The following is a 20,107-nucleotide window of genomic DNA, read 5'->3' on the forward strand; positions in this document are numbered from 1 at the left end:
TCAGTTTCCCCCTTGACAGATTTTCCCCCTCTGGATTCCCCTGGCAGGCCACTTGGACGCACGATGCGATAGGCCCATGACCAGGTTCCTCAAGACGGCCAACCGAGGCCAACCGGTGAAGTTCTGGAACGGGGCCAAGCTAGGCGGCCAACTCTTGCCGTATCCGGTCCAGGGCATGGTCTGCTGCCTCACTGATCTCCGGCAGCCGGTTGCCAGCGGCGCGCAGGATGCGCTGCAACTGGTGGGGAAGGCGCTGGCGGCCAGCCTCGTCGACTGCGGTGAGCAGGGACTGAGCGGCGCCGCAGTAGTCGTTGGCGGCCATCCGTACTTGGGACACGGTGATGAGCTCGATCACGCGCCACTGAGGTGCGACGGTGGTCGTCGGTGCGGGACTGCCCTGCTCGACCCGTTGTATGGCGACGTCGATTCGGCCGGTGGAGATCAACCCGCGCAAGCGAATCTCGTGCAGTGCGTAGGGGTTGAACAGCGAGGTGTGCTCGGTCTCGTCAACGAGTCGGTCCGTTTCCTGCATCACCCTGTCGAACAAGGGCTGGTTGCGAAGCGTGCCGGCGGCACGGGCGAGGAGGGGAAGTGCGGCGGCTCTTGCCTCCTGATTCGGTGCGAGGGCAACGGCGTGCCGCAACCGGTCGACGGCGGCTCCGTGGAGGCGGGCCTTGCGCAGTTCATTGCCGTGCATGCGCAGCACGTAGGAGGTGAAGGTCGGGTCGCCGAAGTACCGCGCGATGTCGACGCTCTTCCCGGTCCAGCGGGCAGCGGTGCTCAGACGCTCCTCCGGCAGGACATTGCCGAGAGCGACGCCCAGGCCGACACGGGCTCGGCCCAGGAGGTGCAGGGCCTCCCGTTCCGTGTGTCCGTCCTCGACCCTCGCTTCGAGCCGGGCGATCAACGGCCACAGCTCGGCGACGGCTTCGGACGCGTGGCCCGATTGTCGGGCGATCTCGGCGAGGCGGACGGTGGACTCACCGAACTGCAGCATGGCGCGGTGGTCGGTATCGGCGGGGTCCGTGACGCCCAGTACGTGAGGGGGAAGACGCAGGGACTCGGCGATGTGTCGGCGGGAGCCGAGATCATCAAGGCTCCGTTTACCCAGTTCGAGAAGCGAGATGTATGTCTTGTCGTAGCCGAGGACCTGTCCGAGTTCGGATTGGTTCATGCCGTGCACGGCGCGGTGGAAGCGCAGGATGGCGCCGAGGTCGCGGGTGGCGAGGATTGCTTCGGCCTGCGGGGTGGCCCAGTGCCACAGGGTGTGTTGCGAGCGCCGTGCCACCTTGTCGCCGCCCATCGGTGGTCACATCCGTTCGTACCAGGCCGCGATAGACTGCTTGTATCCCTCGGGCATCGTCAACCGTGGCACTTCTTCAGCGGTGAACAGGCCGAGTTCCTTGTGCTCGTTGCTGACCACGGGCTCCGTATCCGGGGTGAGCACAGTGCAGCCATAGGTGACGATCACGACCCGGCGGTCTGGCAGAGTCTCGGGCAAGGGCTGGTAGATCCACACGTCCAACAGAGGGCCGGCCTTCACTGTCCAGCCGGTCTCCTCCTCGATCTCCCTCTGCGCCGTCAGCTCCGGGGTGGGGTCCGTTGCTTCGAGTCGTCCGCCGGGCAGCTCCCACTCCTCGCGTTCGTTCTTCAGCAGCAGTACGCGTCGACGGCTGTCCACTGCAACGCCCTTGACGGAGACGGGCCAGGTAGGGGGCGTGTACACCATCGCTCTCCTCGGATTGCACGGATGGCCGGGGCCGCTCGGAACGTACCACGCCACCCGCAACCGAACTCCTTCCTGGGCGAATTGCCCGAGTCGACAATCTGTCGCTTTACCCCCAGCCCAGCGGCTCCGAACAGTGGGAGCACGACATCGCAGCGAAGGAGTTCCGTGATGCGCCGACCCCATCAGCCGTACGCCGACGCTTTCGCGCACCACCGCATCGACCTCATGGTGCCGAGCGTAGAGGCGGCGATCGCGGCGCAGCTGCGGGACATGGGCCTGGTCACTCTCGATGGCCTCACCTCGCGCGACGCGGTGCTCGCCTTCGCCACTCGGATCATGCACCTCGTACCGCACCGCGATAGCGACTCGGACGGCCTCACTACCATTCGCGACACCCGCCGACACCCGCACCGAGCGGGCTTCGCCGGATTCGGCCATGGGGAACTCGCTCCACACACCGAACGCTCCGGCACGCCCAATCCGCCTCGTCTAATGCTGCTCGTGTGCGGGCAGGCCGCGGTGACGGGAGGGGAGTCGCTGCTTACCGACGGGCAGGCGGTTCACACTGACCTGTTCCTCGGTGGGCAGGAGGCGGGGCTGGCGCTGGCGCAGCCCCGCACAGCGTTCTTCGGAGCCGGAGACGGTCACACCACGCAGGTGTTCACCGTCCACCGCAGCCAGCGGGTGTCCGTTCGCCTGCGGCTCGACCGACTCGCACGCTGGAGCCCGATCGTCCAGCCTCACCTTCCACAACTGAGGACCGCGGCGGTAAGCCATCAGATCACGCTGGCCTTGGCGCCTGGCCAGGGCTATCTGCTGGACAACGAACGTTGGCTCCACGCTCGCCGTGCCTTCACCGGCGATCGGCTCTGCTGGCGTGCCCTTGGGAATCCACGCATCCCCATGACGCGCGGGTTCGCGCCCGCGCCGGAGGCCGTCCCTCCGGCCATGCTCTCTGAGGCGGGATGACGGTGAAGCGAAGCATGACGGTCACGCACACGCCGGCGAAGCCGGGGGCAATGATGCGCCAGAGCGCCGTTGTCCGCGGAACGGGGCATGGCTGGATGGATCGGGAGCGTGCCTTCGTAGCAGAGGTGCATCCGGGCAAGATCCGCGTCGAGACCGACCCGTACGCTCCGCTTGAGGCAGCTCGGCGGGACAACCTCGAACGGATTGCGGGGCGGGTCCGTGCGAGTAGCCGGATGCCGCGGGTGTGCCTGTACGCGCTCTCCGTCGGGGGTCAGGAGCCGCGGCACTCCTTGGTCGCGGTGCGTCAGTCCTGGCAGGTCGGGGTGGGGCAGAGCTACTCGGACCACCACGGCACGACCGACCCCTTGGTGCGACCGGGATGGTGCACGGTTCGCCAGCAGATCCGGGCCGGGTACGCAGACGGTGTCGTCGTGATTACGCCCTTCGTTATCAGTCCACACGCCAGTGAGTACAAGCAGCAACTCGAGTGGTTCGCTGAGCACTTCGGGTTCATCGCTGTGGTAGCACCGGATGCTGAGGTTGGCCGCCGATGATGACCCTGGCCCGCGGGGCTGGCCGCGCCGGCGCCTTGCTACACGACGCTGACACAGCGGAACCCGGTGTCGTTGTCCTTCATCGTGGAGTTGGCCGCGTTCTCGAGAGCAGGCGCGGCGCGCTCGAACGGGCTGCTGAACGCGGAGCCCTTCAACTGGTACCGGCCGGGCCCGTCGGTACCGGGTGTGGAGCACCACTCCCACACGTTGCCGCACAGGTCCTGGACGCCGTACGGGCTGACGCCGGACTGGTAGCGCGTGACGGGGGTCGTGGAGCCGATGCCCGACTCGGCGGTGTTGCACTTCGCGGCTGTCGGCTCCTCGCCCCAGGGGTAGGAGCGCCCCTTCGGGCCGCGGGCTGCTTTCTCCCACTGCCGGGCCGTGGGCAACGACTTGCCCGCCCAACGCGCGTACGCGTTGGCGTCGCCCCAGGTCACCCAGACGACAGGATGGTCGCGCAGGTCGCTCGGGCAGCGGCCCCCGGGCGGCCAGTGCTGTGGGGGCTTGTGCCCGGTGGCGCGAACGAACCCCTCGTAATCGAGGTTGGTCGTGGGGTATACGTCGATGCGGAACTCGTCGATCCAGATCGACGAGTTCCCCCCTCCGGAGAGGTAGATGCCTTCCTCGACGAGCGCCATGACTTTGCCGTCGACGGGGTGGCGGACCGTCCGCGGGTCGCGACGCAGCAGCTCTTCCGTGCGCTCGTCATGGCCCGCGGCGGCATCTTCGGTGAGCATTTGAGCGAAGCGCCATTGGGCGGCCGGGGGCGCCGTGGAGTGCAGGGTGTCCAGTGCGGCCTGGTTGCTCGGGCGCGGCGAGATCGTTGCTCCGCGGCCTTCCCAGTTCTTGAGCTGCCGATGGCTGATGCCGACCTTCGCCGCGAACTCCTCGCCGTCCATGCGCAGTGCTTCGCGCAGCAGAGCGATCTCACGTCCGGTCCATCGAGTGACGCCGCCTGTCGCCACGCTCGCCCCCTCGCCCTGCGTCTACAGGGTTTCTCCGGTGATGGACAGGTAGGTCTCAGTGAGCGCGCTCATCACGGGGTGCTCCGTGGGCAGGGTCGTGTCGTCGATGGCCGACAGCGGCCGGACGCCGATGGAGGTGTTCGTGGCGAACGCGGCGGCCATACCCTTGGCCTGGTCGAGGGTGACGGTCGCGGTGCGATGCTCGATGGCTGTGACGTGCTGCTGGAGCAGGGCCGTCGTCACACCGGGCAAGACGGGAGCCTTCGGCCACACCACGGTTCCCTCTCCGTCGACGAAGCCGACGTTCCAGGTGCCGCCTTCGGATACGTAGCCGTCGCGGCCGACGAACAGGGCGTCTCCGTATCCGGCGAGCTGCGCTGTGCGGCGGGCGTGCAAAGCGCCGAACAGCCCCGTGTGCTTGACCTCGGGCAGATCACGCTCGTACGTGACGCTCATCGCGCGCAATGGCGCCGGGGGAATCGTTCCAGCGCCGCGCACGGACACGAGGATGTGCGGATCGTCGGCGTCAGCCGGGCGGCCCATGTCGACCTTCGGGTCGTAGATCGTGACGCGGACAGTGCACGGCCTGTCCTGCCCTGCCAGACCCTGCCGGACGTAGGCGCGAACACGGTCGGTGTCCAGGTCGGCACCGAAGACGATCTTGCAGTCCCGCACGAGGCGTTCCATGTGGAGCGAGAGGCCGCGGATAGAGCCATCGGTATCGACGCGCATGGACGTGAAGTGGGCGAGGTTCGTGAGGGCCAACGGCTGCAAGTCGGCGGCGGTGGCGGGCTGTCCATCGAGTGTGAGCATGCGGCCCAGCATGTCAGGGAGGCGCCCGGCTCCGGCACCTGTTCGGCGGTTACTGACGCGTCAACTTCCCCGAAACTTCCTTCCCCCCTTCACGCCGCACGGTGTTCGCTGGTCACCGAGCGAACACAGAGAGTGATCTTCGAGATGTGTCCGGCTGCGCGACGCTATGCCCCCGCAAGGCGCACGCTGCCCCACACCGCCCTTCCGGGAGGCCACCGATGACCATCGCAACAGCCGTCGCACCGGTCACTGCGAGACCGCTGCCGCGGCCGGCGTACGCCGCCTTCGAGGTGTCCTTCGCTCCGGACACGGTGTGGGTCGGCTGCTCGCGTCGGATCACCAGCGCCTTCCTGCGGTGGCTCAAGGTGAGCGAACCCTTGGCGGACAACATCGTGCTCGGTGTCTCTGAACTGGTGACCAACGGCGTCACGCACGGAGTAGGGGACGTCTCGCTGCGCGTCCGGTATCGCAGTAGCGAGGTCCGCGTCGAGGTCGTCGACGGCAACCCGGAGCCCGCCACGATGCGTCTGGCGAACGACGCTGATCCGTCGGGCCGTGGGCTGCTTCTCGTCAAGGTCCTCTCCCGGAAGTGGGGCGTCAGCAATGACGGCAAGACCACGTGGTGCACGTTCCGGATCCCCGAGGGGAGGTCGTGATGGTCGCCGTCGGTGTTGCCACCTCGGTCGAACTGTGCGGACAGAGCTCAACCACATGCGAGCCGATGATGACGACGCGCCCCAGTCGCGACCTTGAGCCGTGGAAGCCTCCTCACAGTGCCGGCGAACTCATCGGCATCCTCGGTCGGCTGAGGGGCTGGACACCGTTCGATGTGGGGTCACTCTTGGACGACGTCGCCGAGGCCCTGGACGACTTACCGCCCACCGCGATGGACATGCCGACACTACTTCGGCGCCTCCACGCCCATCTCAGCCAGCTCGCCACCATCTCGATTGCCAACGAAGCCAACGAGAAGGAAGACGACGTTGCCCGCCTACTCCTCCGCGGCGAGACCCTACGTGCCTCTCCCCTTCCAGCCGAGCCCGCCAAGGCCCAGGGTCACCTGCGCCAAGTCGGCTGGGTCGTCAACGAACTCGTTGAACGGCTCGTCGCCGCCCAGTACATGAAGGGAACGGAATGAGTACGGCTACGGCGTCCCGCGCCAGGCCCCACGCGCGGCTGCTGCCCCCAAGGGACGCGTTCGACTACGACTACTTTCGCGAGCGCCTGGCCGTCCCCAGTCTCGCCGACGCCGGCGTCGCGGTCGCACTCTTCCGCATCCCAGTACTGGCCGTCCCAGTAGGCAGCGGGCGACGAGGCGGATACGCGAGCTTCGAGCAACTCGTGCACGCCGTTGAAGCCCGCGCACTTCTCAGCACCGTTCCCGGTTTCCCGAACCTGCGTATCCGCTGGTCTCCGTATCGCGACACCCGCCACACCGTCGAGTGGGGCGAACCCGGTCTCCCATGGTGGGAGAGCGACGAGGTCTTTGGCAGCTTCTACGGCTACAGCGACAGCGCCATCGCTGCCTTCGTGAGGGACCACTCACAGACCCCTTCTTCAAAGTTCTCCGAACCGTGTTCCCCCACAGCTCAGAGCCACCTGACGAGCCCCAACGTCTCACTACGGACGTGAGATTCGACGCGTCGTACCGGCAGATCGCTCATACCCAACAAGGAGGAGAACAGTGACCACGACGACCGTCACCAGGATCATCCTCGCCCCGAGGGAGAAGCAGGTCCTTGAGGGCCTGGCCGACGGCAGCATGCTCGCCGCGGTCGCGCTGCGCCTCAAGATCCGGGAGGGTACGGCCTCGGGCTACCTCAAGCTCGCCAAACGGAAGCTATACGGGGTCAGTGAGACGGCTGCCGCGCTCGCCGTCGGCTACGCCACCGAGGCCATCGCCCGGCCGGACCTGCTGGACCCCGAGTCGCTGCGCCTGACCCGTGAACAGCACGACCTCGTGCCGCTCATCGCACAAGGGATGTCCTCCGCGCAGATGGCCAGCGAACTGAAGCGCGGGGTCGAAATCATCCGCCGGGATGGCCGCGAACTGCTGGCGAGCCTGCAGGCGCGGAACCGCGCTCACGCCATCACGCGGGCTTGGGAGCATCGGATCCTGACCCGGGACCAGGTGATCGCATGGCTGTGCTGACGCCCTCCTCCACCGCCCCCGACTGGAACGCGTACACAGCGGGCCCGGCCCGCGCATCACCGTCTACCCGGCGGGCACGCCCGATGACCGGATCACCGGCGACCGGATCATCGACAAGATACACAGCCGGATCTCGGTCTCCTGGCGCCCGGCGTAGTCGTTAGGTATCAGGCGTCCTGCACCACCCCATCGATCAGGAGGATGTGCTGTGGCTCCCATTACGAAGGAATGCCGCCCGCAGCCGGTGCGGGCGGCCACCCCGCAGGACCCGTTCGACCTCGACGTCAGCGTTATCGAGTCCGGTGGGACGGTCGGCGCGGTGGCCGCATACGACGGCGGCTGCATGGCGACGTGCGGCAACGCCTGCGTGTCGAACGCGGCCTGACCAGCACCAGAACTCCGGGACGAGACACCTGGATGTCCCGGACGCCGCCCACCACAGCGGCACCCACACCGGCTCCCTCGGAGCCATACACCCAATCTAGAGGAGGAACCGCATGGACAACGACGAATTCGACCTGGACATCAGCATCTTGGAGTCCGATGACGGGACCGCGACGCTGATCAACCTCACCGACGACGGGTGCGGCAGCACGTGCTCCAGCCCGTGCGCCACCAACGTCGCCTGAACCTGACCGTCTTCCACCGCGACGAGTAGGAGAACTGGCCATGGACGCCAGCACGATCGAGCGGCAGTCGCAGCCCGCGACCGCCGCAACGACCACGGACTCCTTCGGCCTCGACATCAGGGTCCTGGAGTCCGGTGACGGGTCCGCCGCACTGATCAACCTGACCGACGATGGGTGCAAGCCCAGCTGCCAGGGGTCTTGCGCCACCAACGTGGCCTGACCTCGCCGCATCGTCCGGTGCCGGCCCGTACAGCGAGTGCTCGCTGTACGGGCCGGCACCACCGGACTTCACGAATCAGGGAGGGCGCATGGATTCCAGGAACGGCGGGCTGCTGTATCGGAGCGCGGATGTGGCACTTGTCCGGGCCACCCGCTACGCCAAGCTGCCGCTGCCAGCGTGGCCGGACTTCACCGACGACTCACCGGGCCAGGTGAGGCGGTGGCAGACGTGGCTGCGCGAGGTCTGGGCGATCGAGACGGTCACCGAGGCCATCGAGCATGCGAGTCCCCTGCTCGCCCGGCAGGTAGAGGCGATGTGCTCGGCCTCTGCCCCGGAGGCCCGTCAACTGCGCCGCACGCTGGTTTCTGTGATCCGGTATGTGCTGCGGATGACTGGCCGCGCGACGCCCCACGGTCTGTTCGCGGGAATCGCGCCCGTCTCCTTCGGGTCTGAGCCCAGTGTGGCCTGGGGCGACTGGCATCGCGCCATCGCACGGGCCGACGCGGCGTGGATCAGCGACGTGATCACCCGCCTCGAAGCATGCCCGGCCCTGTTGCAGCGATTGCCCGTAATGGCCAACACCACGGCGTTCGTACGGGGCGACCGGCTGATCGTGCCCTACCCGCCCCGGTCGCGCCGGACGGGCAGCACCCGACCGGCTGAGGTGTCCCTGCGATTAACGTCCGCCGTCCGGATCGCTGTCGACGCTGCCCGAGCCCCCATCCGCTTCGCCGAGCTGGTGGACACCGTGAGAGCCGAGTTCCCCGAGGCATCAGCGCCCCGGGTGGCTGGTCTGGTCACCAGCCTGGTGCACAACAGCGCCCTCATCAGCAGCCTGCACGCGCCGTCCGCGACTCTCGACGCTCTCGACCATCTGGTGAAGCAGGCCGAGGCCGCCGACGCCGGCGATGTGCCATTGGTAGCGGACCTCATCATGCAGCTGCGGGCGGTCCGCGACGGCATGGTCCAGCACAACCAGGCTCTCACGCCGACGGACGGGCGGCGCCTGCGCACCGGCCTGCGCGACAAGATGAGGGCGATGAGCAGCGTCGCGGATCAACCGGTGGCGGTGGATCTGCGCATGGACTGCTCGCTCGTCCTGCCCTCGTCCGTTGCCCGCGAGGCAGAGAAGGCGGCCTCCGCACTGGCCCGCCTCACCGCGTTCCCCTTCGGCACGCCTGCGTGGAAAGACTTCCACAACCGCTTCTTCGAGCGGTACGGCGTCGGCTCCCTGGTCCCTGTTCTGGACGTGGTGGACCCGGATGCCGGGCTAGGGTTCCCAGCCGGCTATCTGGATGCAGAACCCGAACAACGAGAGGCACTGAGCCCCCGCGAGCAGCAGCTGCTCTCGCTCGCCCAGGCGGCTGCGCTCGACGGCCGCGACGAGATTCAGCTGGATGAGGACCTGATCAACGACCTCACAGTCGGGGACCAGGAGCAGATGCAGCTGCCGCCTCACCTGGAGCTGCGCTTCCAGCTTCATGCCACCTCCCCAGCCGCACTCGCCGAGGGAGACTTCGCTCTCACCGCCCTTGGCCCTTCGCGCGGCATCGGCACCACGAGCGGCCGGTTCCTCGGCCTGCTGGACCCGACCGACCAAGCCCGGGCTGCCTCCGTGCTGGAACAGCTGCCCGTGGCCGCACCCGGCGCGTTACCCACCCAGGTCTCCTTCGCGCCCCTGGATCGCAGTGACGCCCACGTCACCCGTGCGCCCGAGCTGCTGCCGGCCGTGATCAGCCTCGCCGAACACCGGCCGCCCGACGCACGGACCATCGCGCTCGACGACCTGGCCGTGGGCTGCGACCGAAGCAGGCTCTACCTTGCCTCTCTCTCCCGCGGGTGCCTGCTGGATCCGATAACCCTGCACGCCCTCGACCTGCGAGCCCACACACCTCCGCTTGCGCGGTTCCTTGTCGAGATCAGCAGATCTCAGTGCGCCGTCCTGACTCCGTTCCCGTGGATCGCAGCCGCGACGCTGCCGTTCCTGCCGCGCGTGCGCTACGGACGCGCGGTCCTCTCCCCCGCCCGCTGGCGTCTGAATCGTTCGGACGTGGCCGACCGGCGCGCCTCATGGGAGCAATGGAACAAGGCAGTGGAGGAGTGGCGAACTCGGCGCCGAGTACCGGAAGTCGTCGCGCTCACCGACGGCGACCGGCTGCTGCCGCTGGACCTCTCCGAGAGCGCGCACCTGGTGCTGCTGCGTGCCCATCTGGAGACAGCTGAATCCGCCGTGCTTACCGAAGCCGGCCCCGATGGCGGCTGGTTCGAGGGGCGGGCTCACGAGGTCGTCGTCCCCATGACGGCTGCTTGTGCTCCGCAGTGGCCGAAGGTGCCGCCCGTGACCATCGACCGCGTACTCACGCGCGACCACGGCTATCTGCCGGGTGCCTCGCCCTGGCTGCTGGTCAAGCTGTACGGGCATGTCGAGCGGCACGCCGAAATCCTGGCCCACCACCTGCCCGGCCTCCTAGCGAAGTGGGATGAGCCACCGACGTGGTGGTACATGCGCTACCGCGACCCCCGGTGGCACCTGCGGCTGCGCGTCGCGACACCCGAGCCCGCCGACTTCGAGACGGTCGCGAGCCGCGTCAGCGCATGGGCGGCGCAGCTTCGGCGTCGCGGCCTGCTGAGCGACATGCAGTTCGCCACCTCCTACCCGGAGGCCGGCCGGTGGGGCGCGGGCCAGCTGATGCGCTTGGCCGAGGAAGTCTTCGCCGCGGACTCGCGCACGCTGGCCGTACAGTTCGCCCAGCCCAACCGCCCCCATCCACAGGCTCTCGCCGCAGCGAACTTCGTCTCGCTCGCCGCCGCTTTCACTGGCAGCACGCAGGAGGGCATGGACTGGCTGATCACGTACGGAAGGATCACGGACCCGCGCCCCCTGGACCGGCAAGTGCTCGGCGAGGCGGTACGCCTGGCCGACCCGACGGACGACTGGGCGGCGCTGCGTGCCGCCGCCGGCGGGCCGGCCGTCGTCGCCGCGTGGGCTGATCGCGACCAAGCAGTCGCCCGCTACCGGGCCCAGCTGCGCGAAGCCGACGGCATCGACCCCAACACGGTCCTCGACTCGCTGTTACACGCCCACCACATCCGGACCGTCGGCATCGACAAAGACGACGAGCGCACCTGCGTACGGCTTGCCCGCGCAGCCGCCCTGGCCTGGAGAGCACGGAGGGGATGACCATGGAACTGCGCGAATCCGCGGGAGCAGCCGTCGACACGATCGCCGACCGCCTCGCCACACCGGACCACGCCTGCGGCCTGGACCTGAAGCAAGGGTGGTGGCCGCAGTCCCTGGCGCACGGCGCCGTCGGCGTGGCGCTGCTGCACATCGAGCGGGCCCGCACCGAGCACGGCCCGTGGCAGCGGGCCCACGCCTGGCTCTCATGCGCCGCCGCCGATCCAGCAGTCGGCGGCGACGGCAGCCACCTCTACTACGGGGCACCGGCGCTCGCCTTCGCGCTGCACGCTGCAGCAGACCGGCCCGGCCGCTACGCCCGCGCTCTCGACACCCTCGACCGGCACATCGCTGCGGCGGCACGCCAGCGCCTTGAGCGAGCCCACGCCCGCATGGACCGGGGCGAGATGCCCGCGCTGGCGGAGTTCGACACCATCCGCGGCCTGAGCGGCATGGGCGCCCTCCTGCTGCGCCGCGACGTACACACCGAACTGCTCCGCGACGTCCTCAGCTACCTCGTGCGGCTGACCGAGCCGGTCAAGCACGACGGGGAACTCCTGCCCGGCTGGTGGAGCCACCTTGCCCCCTCCGGCAAACCGTCCCCGGACTACCCCGAGGGGCACGCCAACAACGGCCTCGCCCACGGCATCGCCGGCCCGCTCGCCCTGCTGGCCCTGTCCGCTCGACATGGCATCACCGTGAACGGCCACACCGAGGCCATCCGGCGGGTCTGCGCCTGGCTCGACCGGTGGCAGCAGGACGGACCGGCGGGCCCGTGGTGGCCGTACTGGATCACCCGCGAGCAGCTCCGATCTGGACAGCCGGGCCATGGGCCGTACCGCCCGTCCTGGTGCTACGGGACCGCGGGCTTCGCCCGCGCACAGCAGCTCGCCGCCCTCGCCACCGGCAACACCGTACGCCAACGCATGTCCGAGGACGCGCTATTGCGCGCCATAACCGACCCCGACCAGCTCAACGAGACCGTCGACCTCTCCCTGTGCCATGGCTTCGCCGGGCTGGCGTATATCACTCAGCTCGTGGCCGCCAAATCGATCACCTCCGGACTGACCGAGTGCCTGCCCCGCCTCCTTGCCCCGATCACCGGCACTGCTCCCGATGAACTGGCCGCTTCGCTGCTGCACGCGCCAGACGGCGGGGACATCGGGCTCCTTGAAGGGGCAGCGGGCACTGCCCTCGCACTCCACTCCTTCCAGGCCGACACATCGTCCATGTCTGGCTGGGACTCCTGCTTCCTGATCAACTGACCATGGAAAGAGGACGCATGACACATGGCGAGTGGCCCCAGCGCGTCATTCAGTTCGCCGACTGGTCCAGCGCGGAGACCGTAGCGGTGGAACATCTGCTGCCGCTGCTGGACAGCCAGGATGGCGGGCTCACCCAGTGGTCATTTCTGCGCAAGTATCCCTCCTGGCGTCTGCGCTACCGCCCCACGGGCCCCGACGACGCGGAGCGGCTCGACCGCGCGCTGGACGAGCTGGTCAACATAGGCGTGCTCGACTCCTGGACACCGGGCCTCTACGAGCCCGAGACGATCGTGTTCGGGGGCTCCGCAGCCATGGAGGCCGCGCACGTCCTGTTCCACCACGACAGCCGCCACGTCCTCGACCACCTCGCCCGCCAGCCTGCGCAACCGAACACGCCCGGCCTGGGCCGACGCGAGCTGGCGATCCTGCTGCTCAGCGTGGCCATGCGCGGCGCCGGGCTGGACTGGTACGAGCAGGGCGACGTGTGGGCGAAGATCGCTGCGGAGCGTACAGATGGCAGCGGGCCGCCTCCGCCCGCCCGGCTCAAGAGCGCCGTTCACCGGCTCATGACCGTCGACGTCAGCTCGACCAGCCGCCTCGTCACAGGCGGCCGCCTTGCACCCTTGGCCGACTGGATCGCCACGTTCGACCGGCTTGGCCAGCAACTCGCCGACCTCAATCACCGCGGTCATCTGGAGCGCGGACTCCGCGCCGTGCTCGCCCACCACGGAATCTTCCACTGGAACCGCTTGGGCCTCCCCAGGGAGGACCAGCGCGCACTGTCAACACTAGCCAGAGAGGTAGTCATGGGAACGAGGGACAACGCTGCGTCCACCCCGACCGAAGAAGCCCCCGGCACTACGGTCAGCGGGGTGAACAGTGACACGATCGAAGAGACCCCCGCCGAGCGCCTGCGCACCAAGCTGATCGACCGGCTGGTCGAGGACGGGTCCGTCCGTACACCCCGTGTGGAAGAAGCAATGCGGGCGGTGCCCCGCCACCTCTTCGTGCCGAACGCTCCGCTGGAGGAGGCGTACGGGAACGCACCCGTCAACACCAAGTTCGACGACGGCGGCGCATCCATCAGCTGCGCTTCCCAGCCCGACATCGTGGGGATCATGCTGGAGCAGCTGGAAGTCGAACCGCGGCAGAAGGTGCTGGAGCTGGGGGCCGGCACGGGCTTCAACGCCGGGCTCCTGGGCTATCTGGTCGGCGAGGAGGGCCACATCACCACCATCGACGTGGACGACGACATCGTGGAGGGCGCCCGCTTCGGGCTGGCCGCCGCGGGTATCAACAACGTGACGGTCATCCTCGGTGACGGGGCAGTCGGCTACGCCGGCAACGCACCGTATGACCGCATCGTCGCCACGGTGGGCGCCCACGCAGTTCCCCACGCCTGGCTTGACCAGCTCGCCCCCGGCGGACGCCTGCTCACGCCGCTGCGGCTACGTGGCAGCGTTTCCCGCTCCATCGCCTTCGAGCACAGGGACGGCGCATGGCGCAGCGTCGGAAGCAAAATGAACACGTTCATGCCGCTCAGGCACGGTATCGCCGACGACCCGCGCACCTTCGTGCCACTCACCCCCGACAACACCGTCACGCTCGTGGCCAACGGAGACCAGACGGTCGACGCGGACGGGCTGGCAGGCATTCTCCAGCAGCCACGCACCGAGGCGTGGACGGGCGTGAACTTCCGGGGCCCGGAGTCGGCCGAATGGCTGGAGCTGTGGCTGGCCTGCGCGATGCCGAACGGGCTCAGCCGGATGACAGTCAAGAAGGAAGCCATCGAAAGCGGCCTGCTCACAGCCCCGTACATGAGCTCCGGCACAATCTTCGAGAAGGGTGGGCTCGCTTACCTGACCCGTCGCACAGCCGCCGAGAAGGCGCCGGATGGCGCCACCCTGTACGAGTTCGGCGTCATCGGCCACGGTTCCGGTGGCCACGAACTGGCCGGACGGGTCGCTGCAGAAGTCCGCACCTGGGACCGCGACTTCCGGGGCCGCGAGGTCGAGTTTGAAATCCAACCCCTCGCCGCCGCGCCGCCAGCTCCGAAGCCTGGCCGTTTCGCCTTCGACAACGCCTTGAACCGCATCATCATCGAGTGGCAGTGAGATGGACGCCAGCCAGATAGCACGACGGTTTCCGCTGGTGGCCCGTCCGCGCCCAGCATGCCTGCCCCTCGCCGAACGGGTTGAGGAAATCGCCGACTTGGCGCGCTCCGCCAGGCGCGACGGCAAGCTCACCTCAGCCGCTGTCGCTCAGAACAAGGCGGCTCTGATCGCCAGCGACTGCGGTATGCCGGAACTCGCGCGCGCTCTGTGCTGGCGCCACACCGAGGTCTACCTGTGCGCCCAGCCCCTGGGTGCACAGGAGGCTCGGTATGCCCTGGAACCCCTCGTCAACCTCGCCCGTCTGCTCATTCGCGACGGCGATGGTGACGGTGCCTACCAACTGCTCGATACCCTGAACCGAGCAGCCAGATCACGCGGAGAAGCCGTCATCGACGGCCGCGTCTTATCCTTTCGAAACCTCACGTCCTCAGACGACGACCACCGACAGCTCTGCCAATGGCTGTGGACCACCCTGCTCGGTGACGGAACCCGTGCCCTCGTGGCAGCTGGCCGATGGGACCGCGCACGGGCACACGCCCAGCGGCATCGCGGAGTCGGCAACCGGCTCTTCGACGGGCGCCAAGTGGAAGCCTTGGCCCGCTGCCTCGGCGGAGAGCCCGCCTCAGCCTTGGAGTTCCTCAAGCGCAGCACACTGTCCGAAGGGTGGGAACGCGCTGTTGCCTCTTGCCTCGGTGCCCTGTGCCTCGCGATCTCGGGGAACCCGGACTCAGCCTCCGTCGCGGCTATGGTCAGGGACTACCTCAGCCTCGATTGTGCGCGCGAACTCGCCGTGTTTCGTACCCGCGTGGGTCTTACCGTGGTCGATCTCTCCAACAGGGACGCAGCCGCTGAGGTCTATGACCGGATCGTTGATGAAGCGGCGACATTCGGAGACGGATATGTCGCGCGCGAGGTACTTGCTTGCGCACGCTACCGTGAACAGCTGAGCTCCGCTGAGCGACGTGGTCTGTCCGCGGTCGTCGTCTCCGCAGGGCTCGGCCAAGGCCATATGCCCCGGAACCTGGAACAGGATCTGCTTAGCGCCGTAGGGATGAGCGCGGCAGCTACGGAACGCGCCCTGGCCACAACTTCTCTGCGCTGACGAAGGCTCGGCCGTCAGCCGCAGGAAAGCTCATACACCACAGGCGCATCGGGGGGACTACGCCGCGCTGATCGCCTCCGACGTCGGGACGCCTGACCTGGCAACCGAGCTGCACTGAAGCGATTCAGCCAAGATCTCACAACGGCCGGGTGCGGTGAGGCAGGGGTGCGCGCCGAGCTCATCGCGCAATCGCGGGGCGACGACACGACCGAAACACGTGTGTTCGAAAAGCTGATGTGCGTCGTTGGTCCCGACACCGACAGTAGGTACGCAACTTACCTGGGAGGAAATGCAATTGACGTCTACCGATACGACGAACGAGAGTACTTCCCCGCCTTCACCTCCCCCAGCTGAGATCACGTACAGCGGCCAGTACTCCATCAACCCGATGGCGGAGGCATCCTTCGGGCGACTGTGCTCGCGTCTCCCCTCAGTTCTCGGGCGCATCGCGCGCATGGCATGGAGGATCGACCGTGCGGCCGTGATCGTGCTGATGTCCTGCAAAGTCGCTGCCGGTGTGGCCGCGGCCGTGCTGCTGACCGGCACCGCCCACACTATGCAGGCCCTGCTGGACACCAGCGGCACGGTTTCGCAGCGGCTTCACCAGGCGCTGCCTGCGCTCGTAGTCGTGGCTCTCGCGGCGGGGCTCGCACGTGTGTGCTCCGCGGTGTCGCAGTACGCTGAATGCCGTTTGACCCCGCAGGTGAACGCGGACGCAGACATCGCCCTCGTCGAAGCCGTCCTGAACGTCGAGGCTTCCGCGCTCGCCACGGACGGGTTCTCCGACCGCCAGGAGGCGGCCGAGATGGGCGTCATCCGCACTCACGTCATGATCACCGACGCGTCACGCTTCCTGTCTGCGCTGGTCAAGCTCGTCACCGCATGCGGCGTCCTGTCCGTCCTGCACCCGCTAATGTTCCCCCTTCTGGTTCTCACAGTGGTCCCCACTGGTCTTGGCGCCCTACTGTCCGCCCGGGTCGACTACGAAGTCCACTACGGCAACATCCGCGACCGCAATGTCAAGGGAATGACCCGCTGGTGGGCCACCACCCCCAAGTACGCCGACGAAGTCCGCGCAAACTCGATGATTGGATACCTCAGCTTCTGGTACCGGTGCCTGTCCCATCGCATCACCCGCCGCACGCTCACCGCCGCACCGCGCACCCTGCGCATCAATCTCACCGCGGCACTGATCGGCGGCGTCTGCCTCACCACTACCTGGGCTGGGCTCGCGTGGCTGACCTCCACCGGCCGCATCCCCCTCGCCATCGGCGCCACGGCCGTGGTCGCCGTGCAGACCACGCTGGCCGCACTCAACCAGCTCGTCACCAACGGCGCCGCGGTCTTCCACACCAGCCTGTACCTGACCGACATGCAGGCATTCCTCGATCACGCAGCGACATGCACCCCCCAGCGCGGCACGGTAGAGACAACCCCGCCCCTCCGTGACAAGACTGTGGAACCCGCCCCCCGCCGCGGTGTAGTGCGGGTGTCCGCGCCCGTACAGGAGATCCGTCTGGAGGACGTGGTCTACCGCTACCCGGGCAAGGACAAGCCGGCCGTGGACGGGATCTCGCTCACCCTCCGGCGTGGAGAGATCCTCGCCATCGTCGGCGACAACGGCGCAGGCAAGTCGACCTTGACTCGGCTTCTCACCGGTATCTACCTCGCCGACAAAGGACGCGTCACCTGGAACGGGATCGACCTCGCGGAAGTGGACCCGGACTCGGTGTGGGAGTGCACCGCTCTGGTCCCGCAGATCTTCGCCCAGTGGCCGCTGCGGGCCCGGGAGAACGTCACCTTGGGTCAGCCTCGCACTCATGACGATGCAGCCGTCTGGGAGGCCATCGACGCTGTCGGGATGCGCGAGGCGATCGAGGAACTGCCCGACGGGCTGGATACCCTGCTGGCCCGCGAGGTCTTCGGCGGCGCGGAACTGTCCGGCGGGCAGTGGCAGCGTATTGCGTGCTCGCGCGCTCTGTACCGCAAGCCGCCACTGCTGATCCTTGACGAGCCCACTTCACAGATGGACCCGCGCGGCGAACACGACATGTTCGAAGAGGTCAAGGCCATCGCGGGCGACCGCATCACTGTGATGGTCACCCACCGTCTGGAAAACACCAAGATCGCCGACCGCATCCTCGTTACCCAGCACGGCCGCGTTATCGAACAGGGACGGTACGACGAACTCGTGCACACAGGCGGTACCTTCGCTGAGCTGCTGGCCTTGTCGAACGACCGCTGAACGCTAACCGACCATCAACACAGGAGACGCCGTGCAGCCCGATGCTTGGAACACCGTCCACGCCCTCGCGGACTACTACGACACCATGTCCGACCTGCCCCGCGAGCAGAACTGGATCCTGCAAGTCCTCAAGATCGCCGAAGAAACCGGCGAAGCCGCCCAGGCCGTCATCGGCCTGACCGGAACCAACCCCCGCAAGGGCCTCTCCCACACCTGGGACGACGTCCAGGCCGAAGTCGCCGACGTCATCATCACGAGCATGGTCGCCCTCGCCCGCATGCACCCTGACCCGGAAGAGTTCTTCACCAACCAACTCACAGCCAAGGCCAGCCGCGCCCTCGAAGGAACAGGACGCCTGCCGTCCCAGCGCACCCAGACCCGGATCAGGAACTCCGCCAAGGCAGTGATCATCCACGACGGGAACGTGCTGTTGACGCGGAACCTCTGGCGCGGCCGGGAGTGCCACTTCCTGCCCGGCGGCGGACAGCATCCCGGCGAGCCCCTGCCGCAGGCGGCTGAGCGCGAGGTCCTTGAGGAGACCGGACTGACCGTCACCGCCGGCCAACTGCTGTGGGTACGCGAGTGGGCGAGCGATCCGGGCGACTTCCCGCAGGACAGCGACCTCGTTCACCGCATCGAGATCGCCTTCCACTGCACTCTCTCCGGGAGCCCTGAGCTAACTGGCGGCCACCACGCGGACAGCGACCAGATCGGTCTGGAGTGGGTTTCGCTGGAGAAGATCAGCAGCCTGGACACGCTCGCCCCGCACTACCGGAACCGCATCACCGCACTCGGATTCGGGACCTCGGAAGCAGCGGACTACCTCTCCAGCGACACAGGGGCGTGAAAACCTGCACACCGGCCAGCCGTGCGACGCATTGCGGCGCCGCCTCCTGCAACCCTGTCGGCGACGAAGCGCGGAGGAATGAGCAACAACGGCCGCTGCTCCCCTCACACCGGCGGCAACCCAGACCAACCAATGACAGGTACACCCGCAGAGTCCGCCGTCGTTGCGGGGCGCCGCGCAGGGCACAGCAGTGGAGCACACCCTGTGTCAGGCTGCCCGCCTTGCCAGATCAGCATGTTTTTGTAGAGTTCGCATATGGGCGCAATATCGCCCGAAGGGCGCATAGGTGATCTAGCTGAGCACCTCCACGATCACCCGTCGATGTACGACTTTCAGCGACCGCCCATAACGCTCCGCGAGTATGACCAGGCTCTTTCGGCCGCCGCACGGAGGACCGCGACGGCCGAGGTCCTGGGCATTGCCGTGAAGCGGATCGGACCGCCGACGCTGTACGGGGCCTCCGCCTACGGCCCAGTCGTCCGTTGGCGCAGCCCCCGCCAGACGCTGCTGCTCGACCGCGGGGCGCAGGGGCTGCAATTCTCAGTGCGGCCCACTACGGAACTCGAAGCCGCTGAGCGGGCACGTTTCGCCTCCTGCACTCACTGCGATCCCGCGTCGTACTACGCCGGCGTCCCGTACCTGTGGCAACTGTATAAGGAAGCTGTGGGAAGCCCGCCGCTCAGTTTTCCCTCCGTACCGCCGGCGCCTGACTGGTCATGGCTACAGGAGTCCCTCACGGCGCTGCTGGGTTCCTGGTGGGAGCAGGTGCCGGCCCAGCTCGGCCCAGATGACATGACGGGGTTCAGCATCGTTCCTCGAAGCATCGATCAACGCTCCCTGGGTCGGATTACGGTGCTCTGTTCGGAGGCCGAGGGCGTGCTGCTGCTCGTAGATGATCGGGCGGTGCCCGGTGGAACCCCTGCAGCCGTAATGGAAACCAGAGGATGGCAGGTCCAGATCGCGGGCTGGTGGCAGAGAGATTTCCACGACCTCGGCGCGGAGGGGGCTGCTGCCGCCGCCCGGATGGCAGTCGAGGAGTTGCGCCTGCGCGAAGTGCCGTCGCCCAGCGCGGTGAAGGTGGTGGACGTGTGGTGTGAGGAGGGCGGCCTGCTCGTGCTGCCCGGGCTGGCGATCGGCCGGTGAAGGTTTCCCATCAGCTAGAGGGTGACACCCGATAACGCGACCCATTGTTCTTAATTGCTCAGCGGAAAGATCTGACGGACGCGGAGTGGGCGGCGTTGGGGCCATTGCTGCCCAAGAGGCCGGATGACAGGCGGTGCACGATGATTGGCGCCGAGCCCATGCCCACAGTGTGCGTCGAGCTG

At 67.7% G+C, this 20,107-nt stretch carries 20 protein-coding genes; 16 read left to right on the forward strand and 4 right to left on the reverse strand.

Annotated features, from left to right (window positions below):
- Window positions 1-139: 139 nt before the first annotated feature.
- Both AZE13_RS37185 and AZE13_RS28655 read right to left on the reverse strand, forming a co-directional pair.
- Window positions 140-1,303 (reverse strand): helix-turn-helix domain-containing protein, encoded by a 1,164-nt coding sequence (locus tag AZE13_RS37185; protein ID WP_181690476.1) that lies wholly within the window; start codon window positions 1,301-1,303, stop codon window positions 140-142.
- A gap of 6 nt (window positions 1,304-1,309) precedes the next feature.
- Window positions 1,310-1,729 (reverse strand): NUDIX hydrolase, encoded by a 420-nt coding sequence (locus AZE13_RS28655; protein ID WP_066938265.1) that lies wholly within the window; start codon window positions 1,727-1,729, stop codon window positions 1,310-1,312.
- A gap of 168 nt (window positions 1,730-1,897) precedes the next feature.
- Between AZE13_RS28655 and AZE13_RS28660 the strand changes: the two genes are divergently transcribed.
- Entirely contained in the window at window positions 1,898-2,698 is an 801-nt protein-coding gene (locus tag AZE13_RS28660) for a TauD/TfdA family dioxygenase (protein ID WP_181690477.1), read from the forward strand.
- A 14-nt stretch (window positions 2,699-2,712) separates the two neighbouring features.
- Window positions 2,713-3,252: a hypothetical protein gene (locus AZE13_RS28665; protein WP_258528041.1), complete on the forward strand. Its 540-nt coding sequence runs from the start codon at window positions 2,713-2,715 to the stop codon at window positions 3,250-3,252.
- 38 nt (window positions 3,253-3,290) lie between these two features.
- Here the strand turns inward: AZE13_RS28665 and AZE13_RS28670 are convergent, their stop codons facing one another.
- On the reverse strand, window positions 3,291-4,151 hold the full coding sequence (locus AZE13_RS28670; protein ID WP_066938328.1) for an SUMF1/EgtB/PvdO family nonheme iron enzyme: 861 nt from the start codon (window positions 4,149-4,151) through the stop codon (window positions 3,291-3,293).
- A gap of 87 nt (window positions 4,152-4,238) precedes the next feature.
- Window positions 4,239-5,042 carry an aminotransferase class IV family protein gene (locus AZE13_RS28675; RefSeq protein ID WP_258528043.1) on the reverse strand — a complete coding sequence of 268 codons (804 nt, stop codon included), beginning with the start codon at window positions 5,040-5,042 and terminating at the stop codon, window positions 4,239-4,241.
- A 206-nt stretch (window positions 5,043-5,248) separates the two neighbouring features.
- Here AZE13_RS28675 and AZE13_RS28680 point away from each other — a divergent pair, with 206 nt between their 5' ends.
- From AZE13_RS28680 to AZE13_RS28740, 14 genes are all read left to right on the forward strand, one after another.
- Complete coding sequence (locus tag AZE13_RS28680; protein WP_066938268.1) at window positions 5,249-5,686, forward strand: ATP-binding protein; 438 nt, start codon at window positions 5,249-5,251, stop codon at window positions 5,684-5,686.
- The gene (locus tag AZE13_RS28685) at window positions 5,686-6,168 is read left to right on the forward strand and encodes a DUF6415 family natural product biosynthesis protein (RefSeq protein WP_079124466.1); all 483 of its coding nucleotides are present in this window, start codon (window positions 5,686-5,688) and stop codon (window positions 6,166-6,168) included. The genes AZE13_RS28680 and AZE13_RS28685 overlap by 1 nt, the downstream gene beginning before the upstream one ends.
- On the forward strand, window positions 6,165-6,662 hold the full coding sequence (locus AZE13_RS28690) for a DUF6302 family protein (protein ID WP_066938271.1): 498 nt from the start codon (window positions 6,165-6,167) through the stop codon (window positions 6,660-6,662). Before AZE13_RS28685 ends, AZE13_RS28690 begins: the two co-directional genes overlap by 4 nt.
- A 52-nt stretch (window positions 6,663-6,714) precedes the next feature.
- Window positions 6,715-7,182, forward strand: a complete 468-nt coding sequence (locus AZE13_RS28695; RefSeq protein ID WP_066938275.1) for a LuxR C-terminal-related transcriptional regulator — start codon at window positions 6,715-6,717, stop codon at window positions 7,180-7,182.
- A gap of 208 nt (window positions 7,183-7,390) precedes the next feature.
- Entirely contained in the window at window positions 7,391-7,567 is a 177-nt protein-coding gene (locus AZE13_RS34595) for an FxLD family lanthipeptide (RefSeq protein ID WP_181690478.1), read from the forward strand.
- Between the two features lie 112 nt (window positions 7,568-7,679).
- Entirely contained in the window at window positions 7,680-7,811 is a 132-nt protein-coding gene (locus AZE13_RS34600; protein WP_079124468.1) for an FxLD family lanthipeptide, read from the forward strand.
- A 40-nt stretch (window positions 7,812-7,851) separates the two neighbouring features.
- Window positions 7,852-8,031 (forward strand): FxLD family lanthipeptide, encoded by a 180-nt coding sequence (locus AZE13_RS28700; protein WP_066938278.1) that lies wholly within the window; start codon window positions 7,852-7,854, stop codon window positions 8,029-8,031.
- A gap of 88 nt (window positions 8,032-8,119) precedes the next feature.
- A complete protein-coding gene (locus AZE13_RS28705; protein ID WP_107288488.1) occupies window positions 8,120-11,212 on the forward strand; it encodes a lantibiotic dehydratase in 3,093 nt (1,030 codons plus the stop codon).
- A gap of 2 nt (window positions 11,213-11,214) precedes the next feature.
- Entirely contained in the window at window positions 11,215-12,474 is a 1,260-nt protein-coding gene (locus AZE13_RS28710) for a lanthionine synthetase C family protein (RefSeq protein ID WP_066938280.1), read from the forward strand.
- Between the two features lie 17 nt (window positions 12,475-12,491).
- Window positions 12,492-14,588, forward strand: coding sequence for a methyltransferase, FxLD system (gene fxlM / locus AZE13_RS28715; protein ID WP_066938283.1), 2,097 nt, complete (start codon window positions 12,492-12,494; stop codon window positions 14,586-14,588).
- 1 nt (window position 14,589) lies between these two features.
- The gene (locus AZE13_RS34605; protein ID WP_079124470.1) at window positions 14,590-15,690 is read left to right on the forward strand and encodes a hypothetical protein; all 1,101 of its coding nucleotides are present in this window, start codon (window positions 14,590-14,592) and stop codon (window positions 15,688-15,690) included.
- Window positions 15,691-15,985: 295 nt separating this feature from the next.
- Complete coding sequence (locus tag AZE13_RS28730) at window positions 15,986-17,935, forward strand: ABC transporter ATP-binding protein (RefSeq protein ID WP_066938290.1); 1,950 nt, start codon at window positions 15,986-15,988, stop codon at window positions 17,933-17,935.
- Between the two features lie 31 nt (window positions 17,936-17,966).
- Window positions 17,967-18,782, forward strand: coding sequence for an NUDIX domain-containing protein (locus tag AZE13_RS28735; RefSeq protein ID WP_066938293.1), 816 nt, complete (start codon window positions 17,967-17,969; stop codon window positions 18,780-18,782).
- A gap of 321 nt (window positions 18,783-19,103) precedes the next feature.
- Complete coding sequence (locus tag AZE13_RS28740) at window positions 19,104-19,925, forward strand: hypothetical protein (protein ID WP_066938295.1); 822 nt, start codon at window positions 19,104-19,106, stop codon at window positions 19,923-19,925.
- Window positions 19,926-20,107 lie beyond the last annotated feature (182 nt).

This window comes from Streptomyces sp. NBRC 110611, assembly GCF_001590865.1.
Lineage (GTDB): Bacteria > Actinomycetota > Actinomycetes > Streptomycetales > Streptomycetaceae > Streptomyces.

What these genes read in the sequence shown, in the direction of transcription:
- AZE13_RS28700 (WP_066938278.1), top strand. Translation starts at nt 7,852, where the DNA reads ATGGACGCCAGCACGATCGAGCGGCAGTCGCAGCCCGCGACCGCCGCA.
- AZE13_RS28690 (WP_066938271.1), top strand. Translation starts at nt 6,165, where the DNA reads ATGAGTACGGCTACGGCGTCCCGCGCCAGGCCCCACGCGCGGCTGCTG.
- AZE13_RS28665 (WP_258528041.1), top strand. Translation starts at nt 2,713, where the DNA reads ATGACGGTCACGCACACGCCGGCGAAGCCGGGGGCAATGATGCGCCAG.
- AZE13_RS28655 (WP_066938265.1), bottom strand. Translation starts at nt 1,729, where the DNA reads ATGGTGTACACGCCCCCTACCTGGCCCGTCTCCGTCAAGGGCGTTGCA.
- AZE13_RS28680 (WP_066938268.1), top strand. Translation starts at nt 5,249, where the DNA reads ATGACCATCGCAACAGCCGTCGCACCGGTCACTGCGAGACCGCTGCCG.
- AZE13_RS28710 (WP_066938280.1), top strand. Translation starts at nt 11,215, where the DNA reads ATGGAACTGCGCGAATCCGCGGGAGCAGCCGTCGACACGATCGCCGAC.
- AZE13_RS28670 (WP_066938328.1), bottom strand. Translation starts at nt 4,151, where the DNA reads ATGGACGGCGAGGAGTTCGCGGCGAAGGTCGGCATCAGCCATCGGCAG.
- AZE13_RS28705 (WP_107288488.1), top strand. Translation starts at nt 8,120, where the DNA reads ATGGATTCCAGGAACGGCGGGCTGCTGTATCGGAGCGCGGATGTGGCA.
- fxlM (WP_066938283.1), top strand. Translation starts at nt 12,492, where the DNA reads ATGACACATGGCGAGTGGCCCCAGCGCGTCATTCAGTTCGCCGACTGG.
- AZE13_RS37185 (WP_181690476.1), bottom strand. Translation starts at nt 1,303, where the DNA reads ATGGGCGGCGACAAGGTGGCACGGCGCTCGCAACACACCCTGTGGCAC.
- AZE13_RS34600 (WP_079124468.1), top strand. Translation starts at nt 7,680, where the DNA reads ATGGACAACGACGAATTCGACCTGGACATCAGCATCTTGGAGTCCGAT.
- AZE13_RS28740 (WP_066938295.1), top strand. Translation starts at nt 19,104, where the DNA reads ATGTACGACTTTCAGCGACCGCCCATAACGCTCCGCGAGTATGACCAG.
- AZE13_RS28675 (WP_258528043.1), bottom strand. Translation starts at nt 5,042, where the DNA reads ATGCTGGGCCGCATGCTCACACTCGATGGACAGCCCGCCACCGCCGCC.
- AZE13_RS34605 (WP_079124470.1), top strand. Translation starts at nt 14,590, where the DNA reads ATGGACGCCAGCCAGATAGCACGACGGTTTCCGCTGGTGGCCCGTCCG.
- AZE13_RS28685 (WP_079124466.1), top strand. Translation starts at nt 5,686, where the DNA reads ATGGTCGCCGTCGGTGTTGCCACCTCGGTCGAACTGTGCGGACAGAGC.
- AZE13_RS28660 (WP_181690477.1), top strand. Translation starts at nt 1,898, where the DNA reads ATGCGCCGACCCCATCAGCCGTACGCCGACGCTTTCGCGCACCACCGC.